The 16,221-nt window shown below is 46.0% G+C and carries 13 protein-coding genes; 7 read left to right on the top strand and 6 right to left on the bottom strand.

Translation table 11 applies throughout. From position 1 onward, the window contains the following. Positions 1–45: 45 nt before the first annotated feature. Genes IGI69_RS04945 through IGI69_RS04955 form a run of 3 tightly spaced genes read left to right on the top strand, consistent with a single transcriptional unit; the run spans position 46 to position 4,810 of the window. Positions 46–513: a hypothetical protein gene (locus IGI69_RS04945; protein WP_438739906.1), complete on the top strand. Its 468-nt coding sequence runs from the start codon at positions 46–48 to the stop codon at positions 511–513. An 8-nt stretch (positions 514–521) separates the two neighbouring features. Further along, the gene (locus IGI69_RS04950; RefSeq protein ID WP_438739908.1) at positions 522–2,759 is read left to right on the top strand and encodes an alpha-galactosidase; all 2,238 of its coding nucleotides are present in this window, start codon (positions 522–524) and stop codon (positions 2,757–2,759) included. After that, on the top strand, positions 2,756–4,810 hold the full coding sequence (locus tag IGI69_RS04955) for a beta-galactosidase (RefSeq protein WP_438739910.1): 2,055 nt from the start codon (positions 2,756–2,758) through the stop codon (positions 4,808–4,810). Before IGI69_RS04950 ends, IGI69_RS04955 begins: the two co-directional genes overlap by 4 nt. 74 nt (positions 4,811–4,884) lie before the next feature. Here the strand turns inward: IGI69_RS04955 and IGI69_RS04960 are convergent, their stop codons facing one another. Then, positions 4,885–5,721 (bottom strand): NAD(P)H-hydrate dehydratase, encoded by an 837-nt coding sequence (locus tag IGI69_RS04960; RefSeq protein ID WP_034868393.1) that lies wholly within the window; start codon positions 5,719–5,721, stop codon positions 4,885–4,887. Positions 5,722–5,880: 159 nt separating this feature from the next. Here IGI69_RS04960 and pepV point away from each other — a divergent pair, with 159 nt between their 5' ends. Both pepV and IGI69_RS04970 read left to right on the top strand, forming a co-directional pair. After that, positions 5,881–7,305 (top strand): dipeptidase PepV, encoded by a 1,425-nt coding sequence (gene pepV, locus IGI69_RS04965; RefSeq protein WP_005225493.1) that lies wholly within the window; start codon positions 5,881–5,883, stop codon positions 7,303–7,305. 221 nt (positions 7,306–7,526) lie between these two features. Then, on the top strand, positions 7,527–7,820 hold the full coding sequence (locus IGI69_RS04970; protein WP_438739913.1) for a hypothetical protein: 294 nt from the start codon (positions 7,527–7,529) through the stop codon (positions 7,818–7,820). Positions 7,821–7,963: 143 nt separating this feature from the next. Here IGI69_RS04970 and IGI69_RS04975 read toward each other — a convergent pair whose 3' ends face one another. Together IGI69_RS04975 and IGI69_RS04980 are read right to left on the bottom strand one after the other, a co-directional pair. Beyond that, positions 7,964–8,170 carry a hypothetical protein gene (locus tag IGI69_RS04975; RefSeq protein ID WP_034857684.1) on the bottom strand — a complete coding sequence of 69 codons (207 nt, stop codon included), beginning with the start codon at positions 8,168–8,170 and terminating at the stop codon, positions 7,964–7,966. Between the two features lie 128 nt (positions 8,171–8,298). Beyond that, entirely contained in the window at positions 8,299–8,607 is a 309-nt protein-coding gene (locus IGI69_RS04980) for a DUF5960 family protein (RefSeq protein WP_240934852.1), read from the bottom strand. A 160-nt stretch (positions 8,608–8,767) separates the two neighbouring features. Between IGI69_RS04980 and IGI69_RS04985 the strand changes: the two genes are divergently transcribed. Beyond that, the gene (locus IGI69_RS04985) at positions 8,768–9,118 is read left to right on the top strand and encodes a hypothetical protein (RefSeq protein WP_074535004.1); all 351 of its coding nucleotides are present in this window, start codon (positions 8,768–8,770) and stop codon (positions 9,116–9,118) included. A gap of 119 nt (positions 9,119–9,237) precedes the next feature. Here IGI69_RS04985 and IGI69_RS04990 read toward each other — a convergent pair whose 3' ends face one another. Further along, positions 9,238–9,981, bottom strand: coding sequence for an NADPH-dependent oxidoreductase (locus IGI69_RS04990; protein WP_034857682.1), 744 nt, complete (start codon positions 9,979–9,981; stop codon positions 9,238–9,240). A 349-nt stretch (positions 9,982–10,330) separates the two neighbouring features. Here IGI69_RS04990 and IGI69_RS04995 point away from each other — a divergent pair, with 349 nt between their 5' ends. Continuing rightward, a complete protein-coding gene (locus IGI69_RS04995; protein WP_438741498.1) occupies positions 10,331–12,982 on the top strand; it encodes a cation-translocating P-type ATPase in 2,652 nt (883 codons plus the stop codon). Between the two features lie 58 nt (positions 12,983–13,040). On the opposite strand, the gene IGI69_RS05000 is transcribed toward IGI69_RS04995, so the two are convergent. Together IGI69_RS05000 and IGI69_RS05005 are read right to left on the bottom strand one after the other, a co-directional pair. Next, positions 13,041–15,179, bottom strand: a complete 2,139-nt coding sequence (locus tag IGI69_RS05000; protein ID WP_167826820.1) for a transglutaminase-like domain-containing protein — start codon at positions 15,177–15,179, stop codon at positions 13,041–13,043. Continuing rightward, entirely contained in the window at positions 15,176–16,219 is a 1,044-nt protein-coding gene (locus tag IGI69_RS05005; RefSeq protein WP_438739916.1) for a DUF58 domain-containing protein, read from the bottom strand. The genes IGI69_RS05000 and IGI69_RS05005 overlap by 4 nt, the downstream gene beginning before the upstream one ends. Positions 16,220–16,221 lie beyond the last annotated feature (2 nt).

Below are 16,221 nucleotides of genomic sequence, written 5' to 3' on the forward strand. Positions count from 1 at the left end.
AACGTAAAGGAATGCAATAGCGCACCCTTTAGAAAGGAATTTGTGATGAGAACCGATACATTGTCTTGCAGTTATCAAATGAATACCACACCTACGGACTTTTCCCGTGTGTTATTGGCGGAACAAGAGAAATTCTTTCTAGCCAAACAAGCCCAAGAACCGTTCGGGGAAGGCTGCCGCATTGAAACGATGATCCAAACCAAAACCGCCCCGCGGTTGGTACCTGCCGTCATAACGGTCAAAAAAATTGCCGCGGATGAGCTGTGGCTGCGTACGACCCATGAAGAAGGAGTGATCGATCAACGGTACAGGTTTGCTCCAGGACGAAAAGGGAAGCTGCAAGTCACGTATTCGGAACAAAGCCGTTTTGAGCAGCAGAAAACAACCTACAGTTTTATGCTGGCGGCGCTGTTTTACAAATTCTTTTTCAATCGCGGCGTCAAAAAACGCTTGCGTTATCTTGAAGCAGCTTGTCAACGAGCAGGAGAAAATGAAAAAAATGGGGAAAATTGAGGATAGCAATGATAGAAATTAGGAATGAACAACTCTTTCACTTATACAATGAAAAAATCAGTTATATCATAAATGTGTTACCAAATCAGCAACTGGGTCATGTCTATTTTGGGCCATCTCTAGGCACACTGGCGCCGTTTGATCAAGCGTACCTTGAGAAAAATGAGAATAAATCGGCAGGAACCGTCAAATTTTTTGAAGCAGACAATCTTTTTACCTTGGCGGACCGTTTTCAAGAATTGCCAACGTATGGGACTTCTGATTTTCGAGAAGGGGCAGTGTCGGTTTTTGAGGAAGAAACCCCTCTTTATGTGGATTTTAAACTTATGACTTTTCACTGTTTTGAGGGCAAAGAACGAAAGCTGGCGCAACCAGCCAGCTTTGCTTCTGCTGATGAAAGCCAAAGCATCGTCTTTGAATTAGTAGATCAAGAGCGGCAGCTGGAAATGGCGATCACCTATACGATCTTCAAAGGATCAGGAACCATCACGCGGCAGCAAACACTGACCAATACGGGGAGCAAGCCTAGAACCATCCAGCGCTTTTTGAGTGGTGTCTTGGAGCTGAAAAATCGCGATTTTGAACTGCTGCATCTTTCAGGTGCATGGCTGAAAGAACGGCATATCAAGACGGTCCCTTTGACCCAAGGTACGATCAGTGTCGGCTCGTTAAAAGGAGCGTCTGGTCATCAGCACAATCCTTTTGTCGCCTTAAAAGAACAGCAAGCCACCAATGACACTGGTCACGTCTATGGTGCCAACCTGATTTATTCGGGCAACTTTTTGGCGCAAGCGGAAATGGATGAGTGGGACAACGTTCGATTGATGTTGGGGATACATCCTGAGCATTTCAGCTGGCAGCTTTCACAAGGAGAAACCTTTGAAGCCCCAGAATGCCTCTTCACCTTCACCGCTGCTGGTCTGAATGGCTTGAGTCAAGAATCCGCCCAATTTATCGAAAAGCATGTGATTGCCCCTTATTGGCAAAAGCGGCAGCGGCCGATCGTCTTTAATAACTGGGAAGCGACATATTTTGATTTTAATGAAGAAAAGCTGTTGTCCTTAGCCCAAGAAAGCAAGGCATTAGGGATGGAGTGCTTTGTGCTGGATGATGGTTGGTTTGGGAAACGCAACAATGATCGCAGTTCATTGGGCGATTGGGTGGCGGACCCTGCCAAATTTCCAAAAGGAATCGGGTCTTTTGCTGAGAAAATTCATGCCATGCAGCTGCAACTGGGGATTTGGTTTGAACCAGAAATGGTTTCGCCAGATAGTCAGTTGTACCAAGAGCACCCTGAGTGGGTAGTCAAGCATCCTTATGAGCGGATCTCTGTGGGGCGCGGACAATACGTGTTGGATTTTGCCAATCCAGCAGTGGTCGAGGCGATTTTCGAAGCGATGCAAAAAGTGATCCTTGAAACCAAGCTAGATTACATCAAATGGGATATGAACCGCAATATCACTGAAGCTTACTCTCCCTATTTAGCGGAACAGGGAATTTCTCAGACGGAGTTTTATCATCGCTACATTTTAGGTCTTTATCGTTTATATGAAAAAATCTTAGCGGCGTTTCCGACCCTTTTGATCGAAGGCTGTGCTGGCGGCGGGGGCAGATACGATTTAGGGATCTTATTTTACAGTCCGCAGATTTGGCCTAGTGATGATAGTGATGCAGTGGAACGTTTAGCCATCCAAAGCGGAACGTTGTTAGGGTATCCTTTGTCCTCCTTCAGCAATCACGTGTCGGCGGCACCAAACCACCAAGTCGGCCGGGCAACGTCTTTAGCCTTTCGGCAAACCGTCGCAATGTTTGGGCCTTTGGGGTATGAACTCGATCTCTTTCACTTGTCTGAAACCGAAAAGCAGGCGATCAAATCCCAAATCGTCTTTTATAAAAAACAGCGGCAATTGCTGACCTTTGGCACTTTTTACCAGCTGCAGCAGTTGAACCATGCCAATGAAACGACTTGGGCAGTGTATGATCCGCAAAACGAAGAAGCATTGATTGCTTTCTTTCGCGTGTTGGCACAAGCCAATCCGACGGCGGAAGACTTTTTGCCCGCAGCCTTTCTCAATGCCCAACAGGTGTACCAGGTTAATGGTGAAACTGTCTCTGGTCAGCTGTTAAGGCAATTAGGCTTGCGTAAACCCTATCAGTTTAATGCCGTCAACCATGGAACAGCGCAAGTCACTGGCGATTTTCAATCATTTGTCTACCAGTTACAAGCCAAAAAAGGAGTAGAATGATGAGCAATCAATTGTTTGATCAGCAGTTTATGCATGGCGGGGATTACAACCCCGATCAATGGCTGGCTTATCCAGAAATCTTGCAAAAGGATCTTGCCTATATGCAGCAAGCCCATGTCAACACCGTCACATTAGGGGTGTTTGCTTGGAGTGCCTTAGAGCCGCAAGAAGGCGTTTATCAGTTTGACTGGTTGGATCGAGTGTTTGATCAGATCCATGGCATCGGCGGCAAAGTCATTTTGGCCACTCCTAGCGGTGGGCGTCCTCAATGGTTGAGCCAAAAGTATCCCGAAGTCAATCGGACCAACGCCCAAGGACAAAAACATACCCATGGGTTTCGCCACAATCACTGTTACTCTTCACCGATCTATCGGGAAAAGGTGACGCAAATCAATCAACAGTTGGCAAAACGTTACGGCAAGCATCCGGCATTAGCCATGTGGCATATCTCCAATGAGTACTCTGGGGAATGCTTTTGCTCCTATTGTCAGGAAAACTGGCGCAGCTGGCTGCAAAAAAAATATGGTGATTTAGCCACGTTGAATCATGCCTGGTGGACTTCTTTTTGGGGCGGTACTTACTCCGATTGGTCGCAGGTTTTACCGCCTTCACCTTTAGGGGAACACAAAGTGCATGGCATGGATCTTGATTGGAAACGATTTGTCACAGATAGGACGATCGATTTTTATTTGCATGAATGTGCGCCGATCCGTCAGCTGACACCGGACATTCCTGTGACAACGAATTTTATGGCGGAAGGACATGCTACCCAAGATTTTATTCCTTTAGAAGGCATTGACTACAGCAAGTTCGCTCGTCATGTGGATATCGTTAGCTGGGATAGTTACCCTGATTGGAACAACAACTTTGAATCCTTGGCAGCGACAGCGATGAAATCCGCCTATGTGCATGACCAGTACTGGTCATTGAAGAAACAGCCCTTTTTAGTGATGGAATGCACGCCGAGTTTTGTTAACTGGCATTCCTTCAATAAAGCGAAAAAGCCTGGTGTCCATCAGTTGAGTGCCATGCAGCAGATCGCCCATGGCTCAGATAGTACCTTGTATTTTCAATGGCGCCAATCCCGCGGCAATTCAGAAAAATTCCATGGGGCAGTCGTGGGACATGATGATTCCACGGAGAATCGGGTCTTCAAAGAAGTTGCGGCTTACGGCAAGCGCTTGGAAAAAATCAAGGAGATTCAAGGAACCACCAGAAAAAAAGCAGTGGCGATCCTTTTTGATTGGGAAAGCAACTGGGCATTGAAGCGAGGCGGCGGGTTTGGGCGACCAACCAGACGGTATCCGCAAACGTTGCAGGAGCATTATCGTTATTTCTGGGAACAAGACATCGCGGTCGATATTTTGACGCCAGAGCAAGATTTTTCTGACTATCGGTTGGTGATCGCTCCAATGCTTTACTTGATGACATCAGAGACGATGGCAAAACTTTGCCAGTACACGGAAGCTGGTGGTACCTTGATTTCCAGTTACTTTAGCGGCATGGTCAATGAAACCGACCTGTTGTATCTGGGGGGATTGCCACAGCCGTTGCGAGCATTATTAGGCATCAACGTGCTGGAGTTGGAAACTCTTTTTGACACTGAACACAATCAGCTGGTTTTTCAAGGACAGCCCTTTGAAACACGGGACTATTCTGCAATCATTGAAGCCGAAACAGCGGAGGTACTAGGGGAGTATCAAGCGGATTTTTACCAAGGAACACCTGCGATCACCAAAAATACCTTTGGTGCAGGCACCGCCTACTATCTGGCGGCTCGCACCAACTATGACTTTTTCGAACAGTTTTATGCCTCTTTGGTCCGTGAGTTGTCTTTGGCAGAGGAAAGGATCGCGCATGCCAACCCTGCAGTCTCGATCCAAGGCAGGATCAGTCCAGAACGAACGTACTTTTTCATCATGAATTTTTCTGAGAAAGAGCAGACACTACACTTGATCAAAGAAGTCGTTGATTTAGAGACCAATCAAGCAGTCCCTCAAACAGCAACCTTGGCGCCGTATGAAGTGCGAGTGGTTTATTTTAACAATTAGCTGACCATTGGAAAAAACGTCCCTTTCGACAAATGCAGAAAGGGACGTTTTTTTGATGAAAGGTTTATCAGAAATCATTCTGAATCGGCTGCTTGGTGCTTTTTCATCCATTGAGGCAATGCGGCACTGATTTGTGTCGGCAAAACGACATAGTGCTCTTTTGCCAATGCTTCGCCAATCAGGCTATGGAGATAGACAGCCGCTTGGATCGTTTCCTCTGTTTTTTCAAACTGTGCCAAAAAGCTGGTGATCATGCCTGCCAGCGTATCACCCATCCCACCAGTCGCCATAGCGGGTGTTCCGAGGGGATTTTGGGCGATGCTGCTGCCGTAAATTTGTGTGCGATGGCTTTTTAAGACTACCAGACTTCCGAGTTTTTGTTGGGCTTGCTGGTTGTTTTCTTCTGTCTGGTCGGCAATTGCCAGTCCGCTGAGCCGTTGCCATTCCATCTGATGCGGCGTGAAGACGACTTGTTCAGGAAAGGGGATGATCAGCGGATATTTGGCAGCCAAATTGATCGCCGAACCATCGATCACTAACCATTGGTGTTCTTTTTGGGCAGAAACGATCCGCTGCAGCAGATCAAAATTGCTTTTTCCTTCGCCTAATCCAGGACCAATCAGTAGGACGTCTGCCGATTCGGTGACCGTATCGATCAGTTCTGTTTGCTGCCAATCGACAAACATCGCTTCAGGCAAGCGGGCGTGCAGGGCGGTTCGGTTGACGCCATCGGAGATCACGGTGGTCAAACCAGTTCCCCCATACACACAGGCTTGCGCAGCCATTAAGATCGCCCCACCGAATTGGCGGTTGCCCCCTACTAAAACGGCTCGGCCAAAAGTGCCTTTGTGGCTTTTTGTCGGGCGCTGTTGGATCACTTTGGATAAAATTGCAGAATCAAGTTGCTCCATGCAATGACTCCTTTCGTTAATCAAAATCGAGTTATATTTATTATACCTGTTTCCTAGAAATTTCATAGAAAAGACCCATGGAAAAAGGCGCAATTTTTTTTCCTTTTTTGGTTTAAGAGTGTTATCATAAATAGCGAGAACAGAAATGGAGGGAACACTATGACAATCGATTGGAAAAAAGAGGTCGAAGCCCGCAAAGACGATTTGCTGAACGACTTGATTGATCTATTGAAAGTGAAAAGTGAAAGAGAAGATGATAAAGCGACTGCGGATGCGCCATTTGGTCCTGGACCTCGTGATGCGTTGCTACACATGCTAGCTTATGGCGAACGTGATGGCTTCACAGTCAAAAACGTCGATAACTACGCTGGTCACATCGAATTTGGTGAAGGAGACGAAACATTAGGGATCTTCGGCCACATGGATGTTGTTCCTGCAGGTGACGGCTGGTCAACCGATCCTTATGATCCAGTCATCAATGACAACAAAATCTATGCTCGTGGTTCTTCTGATGATAAAGGTCCTTCAATGGCTGCCTATTATGGGATGAAGATCATCAAAGAATTGGGCTTGCCATTATCGAAAAAAATCCGTTTTGTCGTTGGTTCTGATGAAGAAAGCGGCTGGGCAGATATGGATTACTACTTTGAGCATGAAGAAAAGCCTGATTTTGGCTTCTCACCAGATGCCAATTTCCCAATCATTAATGGAGAAAAAGGAAATGTGACATTAGGGATCCATTTCCAAGGCAACAATGAAGGAGACTTCACGCTGCAAAGCTTTACTGCTGGCTTGCGAGAAAATATGGTACCAGGAACGGCAACAGCAAGCTTCATTGCTCCATCAACAGAAGAAGCATTAGCGATCGAAAAAGCCTTTTTCGATTACGTTGAAGCCAATCCAGTGACGGGGACGATTGAAACAGAAAATGAACAAGTGACGATCGAATTAGTCGGTAAAGGTGCTCATGGTGCCAGCCCACAATCAGGAATCAATGCGGGGACTTTCTTAGCAGTCTTCTTAGATAACTATGCCTTTGGCGGCGGCGCAAAACAATTCATCCATGCAGCAGCAGCCTATGTCCATGAAGATTTCTACGGTGAAAAATTAGGTGTGGCGTACGAAGATGAAAAAATGGGTAAATTGACTATGAATGCTGGCTTGTTTGCTTTTAAAGCGAACCAAGCAGGAACACAAGCAGACAACTTTATCGCATTGAACTTCCGTTATCCTAAAGGCGTAACTGCGGAAGGACTTGAAATCGGTGTGGAACGCACCGTCGGTATGGAAGGGGCAACCGTTACCCGCAATGACCGCAACATGGAACCTCACTACGTGCCAGCAGATGATCCATTGGTAGAAACTTTATTGGCGGTTTATGAAGAACATACCGGCGAAAAAGGCTTCGAACAAATCATCGGCGGCGGCACATACGGCCGTCTATTGAAACGCGGCGTTGCTTATGGCGCAATGTTCCCTGGCTATGTTGACACCATGCACCAAGCCAATGAATTTATGAGCTTGGATGACCTATTCAACGCAGCGGTGATTTATGCAGATGCTATCTACCGTTTGGCGAAATAAAGAGATATTAATACCGTCTATTCTTTTTTTAGCTGAGTCGATTTATTAATACTTAGATGAATAGAGGCAATAAAGGAATAGCAGTACGACTGATTGTTTCAATCAATGTCGTACTGCTATTTTATTACTTTGGGAAATAAATATTTTATTTTCGTTGGGTTATTTTATTATTGACATCAAATCATCTGAATGATTTACTTTTTGTAAGGAGTTGAAAAGTGATGCCTGATTTGGTGAAATTTATTTTGGTTATTCTGGCGATTTGGGTGGTTTATCAAGTATTTACGACGATTTTATTTACCCTTTCCCAAAAAGCAGTTGCCAAACGAATCAAAAGCGGGAAGATGTCTGATCAGCAATTGGCGAATTTGTACCATGCTGTAGCACGAGCAAATCAAGGAAGCAATTTCCAAACGATTTTCTCTTATGGGCTCTTTTACCGCAGCCATGCAAAGCAAAGTGATGCGGTCTATGAACTGTATCGCGCAGAAATGGCGAAAAGAAATCTGCTGTAACCAACTGTGAAGCAGCTGCTTTCGAGAATATTGCTCGAAGTAGCAAAAAAGCCTAGGTCTTGCACAACAAGTGCAGAACCTAGGCTTTTTTGGTATTTACTGGGCAGCAATTTGTAACAGATAAATACAGCTCCTTGCTGCAGCTATTTCTTGTCTTTGCTGCTTTTTTGATCCATGCCCGCACCGATCGCTACACCTAGTGCGATGCCTAAACCCATGCCTAATGCCAGGTTGTCAAAAAACAGCAGTCCAAATGCAGCACCTAATGCCATTCCGACACCGATCCCCAGTCCCATATTGTTAGAAGCGGCTTCCTTTTCTTCAGACGTTTGCGGCGGTTTTTTCGTCATTGTGAAAAACCCCTTTCTTTTTAGTATAGAGGGGTTTCGTTTGGATGACAAATATTCGAACTGCTGCTCAGTGATATGCATCAGGAGAGTGCAGCCGCTGAGTATAGCAAACGGGTTGAACCATTGGTCTATCTTCCGCCGGGCAAATAGTTACGCTCGGGGTTGTAGCGGCGAATGATCTTATTTTCAGCGAGTACGTGCTCATAATAATAAACAGGCGCATCCTTAGTCTCTAGTCGAAAAACAAAGACGAGCGGAACCTTTAAGACGGAATAGCGCGCGGGGATCGCAATATACGATTTTTGATTGCGCTCCATCGTCAGTGAGAATTCATCAAACAAAAGCGCCACTGGTGTGGGAAAGTTTACCAATTCATAATAGTGTTTTTCAAATGCATAGGTTTCTTGTTTTGCATAAGCGATTTTTGCAGCTGGCATACACATTCACCTCACTTGAATTATACGAACGTTTGTTCTGTTTGTAAAGTGAAAAATTACCAAACGAGGAAAAAGGAGGCGTTCTCTATGAAAAAGATGTTTTGCTAACAAGAAATTTGCTACACTAGAGAAAAGAAGGAATCAAAAAGGAGCAGATACCATGGATTACGAACGTTTCGCACGATTACAGGCACGCTTTGCCGATGAAAAACTGCTGACCAAAGAAGGGGTCTATCGGTTGCGTTTGTCAGGGAAGGCGCAGTTCGAACTAGCCTTTATCAAAACCGGACCCTGTGGCGAGTCTGTCTACCAGCCGCTGATCAAGGGCACTTTTGCTGAAAAAGAAGCAATCCCTACCTATTTGCTGGATCTTGCGGCGCAGCCTATGATGCAAATCAGTCAGCGAACCTCCGAAAATGAAGCAGTGTTAGATAAAGCGTTAGTAGCATTAATAGAAAAATGTGAGCAGGCAGTTGCCGTCAACGAAACCGCACAAGAAGCCGCACGTTAATTAGCGCGACAAAGATACAAGAGCAGCCTGAACCTGATTTTTTACACTAAGCAAAAAACGATCCTGACAAGATTCCTTGCCAAAGATCGTTTTTTATTTTCCCGTGGTAATTAGTGTCCTCATTCACCGAAGTAGTCTGAGAAGCCTTGTTGCTTCATAAAGGCAGCGACATCTGGACGCCGCGGTTCACGGAAAAATTCCGTCATTTTCGTTTGCCAATTGGTTTGCTGTTGATTGCTGCTGCGTTGTGCATAATAGGCTTCCGTCGTTTGGTTGTACTGGGCTGTTTGCTCCTGCGTCAGCGGTTGATACTGATCGACACTTACGATCGCTTCTTGGGGCAAGCGGACTTTCGGCTCATTTCTGTGTTGCGGATAGCCGATCGTTAAACCGAATAACGGAAACGTCAATTTTGGTAAGCCGACAAGTTCTGCGATACGAGGCAAATCATTGCGGATGCCGCCGATGTAGCAAATTCCTAAGTCTTGTGCTTCAGCATATGCTACCATATTTTGGGCAGCGATGGTCGTATCGACGACAGACACAATAAATGGTTCCATCGTGGTTAAGTGGGTATCAGGCACCCCTGCTTGGGTCAGCAGCTGCTGGTGTTTATGTAAGTCGGCGACAAAAAGATAGAAGACGCCCGTTCGAGTGATGTAATTTGGGGCACCGGCAATTTCTTCGATGGCAGCCAGTTTTTCAGGATCACTGACCTCAATGATCGAATAGGCTTGAACAAAGTTCGAACTGGAACCGCTCTGGGCAACCGTTACTAATTTTTGCTTGAGTTCCTTTGATAGTGGCCGGGGTTGAAAATCTCGGACAGAGCTATGGCGGGTAAAAGTATCAAAAAGATCCATCGTTTTTCCTCCTGTAACGTACAAATTTCTTTCTTCCTTAGTGTAACAGAAAAAAAGGAATGGGAACAAAAAGAATGTTTTCAAAAAATTTTCAAATTGATGTTTTATAGTTGCCAAGCACAAAAGTTTCCGTTATGATAATGATACATTCTTATTATTATTCCTTAGGGGAGTAACCGGTGGCGCAAGCTGCGATAATATCAACAGTAAGTAAGCTGGCGACAGCTTTCTGGTATTATTTGAAATGGTGAGACCTAAGACAAGCGTATACTTGTCTTAGGTCTCTTTTTTTCTAGCAGAGTGCCTAAGGAAAATAAAATTAAAAGGGGCAAAAAAATTGGCGAAAGAAATGTATCAAAAAGAAATCTCGGAAATTATGGCAGAGGTCCAGAGCAGTCCAGAGGGGTTGACGCAGCAAGAGGCAGTCAAGCGGTTAGAAAATGGCTTGAACCAGCTGAAGGAAGCACCTAAGAAATCTAGCTTTGCCTTATTCTTAGATACCTTCAAAGATGCGATGGTGATCGTCTTGCTGATCGTGGCAATCATCCAAATGGTTATGGGTGCCCACGTTGAGTCGATCGTTATCTTCGCAGTACTCTTGTTGAATTCCGTCGTCAGTGTGATTCAAACGAAAAAAGCCGAAGGGTCGTTAGACGCTTTGAAAAGCCTGTCGGCACCAGATGCTAACGTCATTCGGGATGGCAAAGAACAAAGTGTGCTGGCGAAAGAATTGGTTGTCGGCGATATCGTTATTTTAGAAGCTGGGGACTATGTACCAGCAGATGGTCGATTGATCGAAGAGGGTTCTTTGAAGGTCGATGAAGGAATGCTGACTGGGGAATCAACGCCAGCGGAAAAAGAATTAGGTGTGATCGATCGTACCGCACCGATCGGCGACCGTGACAACATGGTCTTCAGTGGAACGATCGTCACTTATGGACGTGGTCGGTTTATCGTAACTGCGACTGGTAATGTGACGGAAATCGGTCAAGTGGCTGGCTTATTGGAAAGTACAGTTGAACACAAAACACCATTGCAAAGAGGATTGGACAGCTTCAGTAAAAAACTGAGCTTGGCGATCTTGGTCCTTTCATTGATTATTTTAGGGGTTCAAGTCGCACGGTTGTTCTTAGGTGACGGAACAGGCGATATGACGGAAGACTTAGTCAACGCCTTTATGTTTGCGGTAGCCGTAGCCGTAGCAGCGATTCCAGAAGCCTTGCAATCGATCGTGACGATCGTCCTTTCCATTGGAACAAAACAAATGGCGAAGCGTCATGCCATCATTCGAAAACTACCAGCGGTTGAAACATTGGGTTCAACGAGTATCGTTTGTACCGATAAGACAGGGACCTTGACCCAAAACAAAATGACCGTTGTTGACTACTATTTACCAAATGGGCAAACGGGTACGTTCTCCGATGAGCCAACTACCTGGACATTGCCTGAAAAACGCTTGGTAGAGATCAGTGTTTTGGCAAATGATGCTGCCATCAGTGAAGATGGGGCGAAGCTAGGAGACCCTACTGAAATTGCTTTTCTGGATTACAGTGAGAAACTAAATCAGCCTTATCGGGCGATTCGTCAACAGTTTCCTCGTTTGCAAGAATTGCCTTTCGATTCTGATCGTAAATTGATGTCCACCTTACATGAGATCGATGGCGAACATTTATTGTTGACCAAAGGTGGTCCAGACATCGTCTTTGGCCGCAGTACTAAAGTCTTGATCGATGATCAAGTCGTGCCTTTAACAGATGAAATCAGAAATAAATTGCAACATCAAAACGAAGAATTCTCAAAACGGGCATTACGGGTCTTGGCGTTTGCTTACCGTCCATTGACCGATGCCCAATCACGAGAATTGACACTAGAGGATGAAAACGAGCTGATTTTGGTTGGTTTGATGGCAATGATCGATCCTCCTCGTAAAGAAGTCAAACAAGCCGTAGCGGATGCTAAATCTGCTGGTATCAAAACAGTTATGATCACAGGGGACCACAAAACGACAGCCGTGGCGATCGCACAAGAGATCGGTATTTCAGCCGAGGGCGATTTAGCCTTGACTGGTACGGAATTGGATGCTCTTTCTGAAACCGAACTAGCGGATCAATTAGACAAAATCACGGTTTATGCTCGTGTTTCGCCGGAAAACAAAATCCGTATCGTGCGGGCTTGGCAAGACAAAGGCAAGATCTCTGCCATGACCGGAGATGGGGTCAATGATGCACCCGCCTTGAAACAAGCGGATATCGGGATCGCAATGGGAACCGGAACGGACGTTGCCAAAGATGCAGCGGCGATGGTCTTGACGGATGATAACTTTGCCTCGATCATTCGTGCCGTAGAAGTTGGCCGAAACGTCTTTGACAACATCAAAAAAGCCATTTCGTATTTGTTTGCTGGAAACTTAGGTGCGATCATTGCGATCGTCTTTGCCTTAGTGATGGGTTGGGACAATCCATTTACTGCCTTGCAGCTGCTCTTTATCAACCTAGTCAACGACTCATTACCAGCGATTGCTCTAGGAATGGAAAAAGCCGAACCAACGATCATGCAGCGCCAGCCTAGAGATCCAAATGCAGGTATCTTCACTGGAAAAACTTTGATCTCAGTAACGTATCGCGGTATTTTGATTGCCGCTGTCGTGATTTTGGCACAATGGTTAGGGATGAGCCAATCACCTGAGTTAGGTGTAGCGATGGCCTTCTCAACACTTATCTGGAGCCGGACATTGCAAACATTGCCAGCACGCTCAAATACCGAGACTGCTTGGCAAGCTGGCCTTTTTGCCAATAAAATGGTATGGTTGGCGATCGTCGTTTGTGGTGGACTATACAGCATTACCTTGATTCCTGGAATCCGTGAAGTCTTTGCGATTCCAGCAACCTTCACTTTAGGACATGTCGGTCTATGTATCGCAATGGCTGCTGTAGCAGTTGTTTTGATGGAAATCACAAAGCTGATTATTATTGCCGTTCAAAAACGTCAAGGAAACGCCTAGAGCAAAAAACGTATCGATCCTTTGATCGATACGTTTTTTTGTCGTTTATCCTCACCGCTTAGTTGATTTTTTTCAGCTGACTGATTTGGGCAGCGACTTGCTTCAAGAAGGCTTCTTGGCCAGCCGGCTGTTCTTGGCTGTAAAGGTAGGCTTCGTATTGCTGCGTCAAGCGGATAAAATCACCATGAAACAGTGGATAGAATGCTTCGAGTCGTTGGGCATAATCGATCAACGGCTCCGCCTCGTTACGGTACAGAACTTTCGTCGTTTGCCGTAAAAACAAAGGATAGGCAGCAACTAGCGGCTGTTTGTTAAAGCGGCAGATCAACCATAAATGAATACGGAAAAACGAATGGCGGAAATAGAAAAGCAGGCCAAGTCCTAGGAGAGCTAAGCTTCCAAAGAAGCCATTGCGCAGCGTTTGTTTCAGCTCCTCAGTCAACCAAACGTCATCGGTAACCGCGGCTGTTGCAGAACTGCTGGTCGTGGTTTCGCTACTTTCTGTTTCCCTGCTGCTCGTTGGTGTTGTTTCACTGCTAGCGGTCGGCGTTTCTTCGGAGCTAGTAGATTCTTGAGTCAACACGGGACGATCTGGATTTTGGAAACTAGGGGTCGGTTCAAAAGGCACCCAACCGTATCCGTCAAAGTAGACCTCCACCCATGAGTGGGCATTCAAGTTGCGAACGGTATAGGTAGTGATGCCGTTTTCTGTCGCAGGAGATCCAGGAGAAAAGCCTTTTGCCCAGCGAGCAGGGATCTCTAAACTCCGTAGTAGCACGACCATTGCCGTGGAAAAATTGTCACAGTAGCCGACTTGTGATTCAAATAAAAATTGATCAACATAATCTTGCTCTTCTGCAGGCACGACGGCATCGGTTTTGGAATAGCGGAATACGAGCGGATCTTTCAAATAGCTTTCAACCGCCGTGACTTGATCAAACAGACTGTTGCTGTCAGCGGTGATCTCAGCTGCGAGATCTCGTACCCGCTGCGGCAAAGAATCGGGTAACTGGATATAATCGATCGGAGAATCCGGATAGATCAAAGGCAGATTTTGGAGATTTTCTGCGGCAAAATCTGGATGGTCCCAATCGAAGGTCAAGGTGGTGTCTGGGAGTGGATCAATGAGATCGACCCGCTGGATGGCGTCGCTGATCTGAAAACCGCGAGCACCGTTTTCAAGGGACAACGTGCTGCGTCCATAGGGCAATGGGACATAGTCTCCATGGTTTTGAAATTGGATCCGAACGGATTCGTTCTCAAGATAGGCTTGCTGATAGCTTTGATCCGCGATCGTGACGGCCTCTGCTTCTAAGCGAGCCTCTTCGCGGCTCGTACTGATCCAGCCCTTACCAGAATAAAAATCTTTGCTTTCCACCCGCCAGTAATGCGGGGTTTCTTGTTGCGCTTCAAATAAAATCGTCGCATCATCCAGTAGTGGTCCGCCTAATTGACGGTCGTTTTCACTGAATCCAGTGCGAGAGCCGCTGGGCGTGCCATGATCTTCAATAAATTGATAAAAACCCAGCTGATTCAGATTTGTCCGTATAGGCGTGGAACGGGCTGCCAACTGTTCCCGCAGGCTCGTTTGCGGCAAGTAGACAGCAGTGACGGCTAGTCCACCAATCAATAGCATCACAGCGAACCAGGGAGCGATCGTTTGACTGGATTGAAAGACGCTGCGCTGGATCAGTGAAGAAGCCAAGGCACAAAGAAAAATACCCATCAAATGCCACGTCAGATCAAATTGATTAAAAATCACGACTGTTAGCAAGTAGCCGATCATGGTAGCGTAAATCAAGAAAAAGCGTTGATAAGCGATCGGTAAGATCGCTAAAAACAAAACCCAACTAACGATCAATGTCACCGCCGCCAGTTCGGTGATATAGCCGACTTCACCGCTGAGGATCTCTTGAAAGGCACGGTGCAGGTCTAGCCAAAAACGCAGCAGCCAATCAAAAGAAAAGGCAGTCCCATAAGGAAAGATCCGATACAAGACGATCAGCCAAGCGGCTGCCAGCAAAGGCAAACTGTAACGGACTTTCGGCACCACGGTCAAAATCAAACAGACACTAAAGGCATAAGTTAAAAGGGTGAACTGATTGCCAAGGTCATAAACTGCGATAAACGGCAAGATCACCAGTGATAGACTGAGAAAGGTCAGAAGACCAATCAGCGCTTTCTTAATAAATCTCATCCTACCGCCTCCTCAAGTTTATTCAACTGCCTCATTAAATCAGCGTAGGTAAACACTTGGCAGCTGTTTTTTGCTTCCAACTGACTGAGGTAGTCTTCCAGTTGTGGGGTAAAAACCGGGGTAATGAAGACAAGATGGCTGCCAGTCAAAAGCGGTACCCCTTCAGGAACTTTCTCGAAGGGAAGGATCTGGGCATAGGCAGCGGCATCCGTTTGGTAAGGAGAAGTCAATCCGTCACCAATCAAGAGCGGCTGAAAAAGTCGTTGATTTTGCGAGAAATGGTGGATCGAATAAAACAGTGTCAAAGTCTCTTCAAAAGCAGGATGATCTTCTCCCCAAAAGAGCAGAACGATGTCATGTTCTGCTTCATGTTCTCGTTCGCGATAGATCAATTCCTGTTGTTTGCTGGATAATTTCCAATCGATATTTTTTAAGGAATCCCCTAACTGGTATTGACGGAACTGTCGAATAGAAAAATTGGGTTCTCCGTGGGTTTGGCTGCGGACTTGCTGTTTAAAAAATGGCAGCAGGGTAACGGCTTCTGGCGCCAATTTAGGCAGGATAAAAATCGATTGTTTCGCAACTGCAGCGTAGCTTTTTTCAAAAAAGCCAAAGAGATCATGGCTGTACAATTGAACGGGCAATTCTTCATAGATGCCTCGCTCCTTTGGGGTCCAAGGCAGCTGCAGCCGAATCAGATTGCCTCGATAAAAGGTGCTGTGATGACTTTCCTTGAAACGATCGTCAAACTGTAAGGTGAAATCGACCAGCGGCAGCAGCGTCGGGCGATACTTGAAGACTTGCAGCGGTAAGGTGATCGCTGTGTGTGTTTCAGCTTGGATCGACTCTTCTAAAATGATTTGAACCTTCTTGAGGGAGGGGAGCAAGAATACTGCATCAAGCAACAATAACAAAGTCAGTAAAAACCAAAGGCTCCAGCCAGCATTATTATTGAAGATCACACAGTAAGCCAGCAGCAGAAAATAGGCAGCGCTAAACAACAGGAGGCGCAGCAGGCGTTCAAGCTTCTTTTTCTTCATCG

Origin of the sequence: Enterococcus sp. DIV1083b (assembly GCF_051713705.1) — a bacterium.
Lineage (GTDB): Bacteria > Bacillota > Bacilli > Lactobacillales > Enterococcaceae > Enterococcus_D > Enterococcus_D casseliflavus.

Bases quoted from the DNA above. Each gene is read 5' to 3' on its own strand.
- IGI69_RS04945 (WP_438739906.1), top strand. From the start codon at position 46: ATGAGAACCGATACATTGTCTTGCAGTTATCAAATGAATACCACACCT.
- IGI69_RS04950 (WP_438739908.1), top strand. From the start codon at position 522: ATGATAGAAATTAGGAATGAACAACTCTTTCACTTATACAATGAAAAA.
- IGI69_RS04955 (WP_438739910.1), top strand. From the start codon at position 2,756: ATGATGAGCAATCAATTGTTTGATCAGCAGTTTATGCATGGCGGGGAT.
- IGI69_RS04960 (WP_034868393.1), bottom strand. From the start codon at position 5,721: ATGGAGCAACTTGATTCTGCAATTTTATCCAAAGTGATCCAACAGCGC.
- pepV (WP_005225493.1), top strand. From the start codon at position 5,881: ATGACAATCGATTGGAAAAAAGAGGTCGAAGCCCGCAAAGACGATTTG.
- IGI69_RS04970 (WP_438739913.1), top strand. From the start codon at position 7,527: ATGCCTGATTTGGTGAAATTTATTTTGGTTATTCTGGCGATTTGGGTG.
- IGI69_RS04975 (WP_034857684.1), bottom strand. From the start codon at position 8,170: ATGACGAAAAAACCGCCGCAAACGTCTGAAGAAAAGGAAGCCGCTTCT.
- IGI69_RS04980 (WP_240934852.1), bottom strand. From the start codon at position 8,607: ATGCCAGCTGCAAAAATCGCTTATGCAAAACAAGAAACCTATGCATTT.
- IGI69_RS04985 (WP_074535004.1), top strand. From the start codon at position 8,768: ATGGATTACGAACGTTTCGCACGATTACAGGCACGCTTTGCCGATGAA.
- IGI69_RS04990 (WP_034857682.1), bottom strand. From the start codon at position 9,981: ATGGATCTTTTTGATACTTTTACCCGCCATAGCTCTGTCCGAGATTTT.
- IGI69_RS04995 (WP_438741498.1), top strand. From the start codon at position 10,331: ATGTATCAAAAAGAAATCTCGGAAATTATGGCAGAGGTCCAGAGCAGT.
- IGI69_RS05000 (WP_167826820.1), bottom strand. From the start codon at position 15,179: ATGAGATTTATTAAGAAAGCGCTGATTGGTCTTCTGACCTTTCTCAGT.
- IGI69_RS05005 (WP_438739916.1), bottom strand. From the start codon at position 16,219: ATGAAGAAAAAGAAGCTTGAACGCCTGCTGCGCCTCCTGTTGTTTAGC.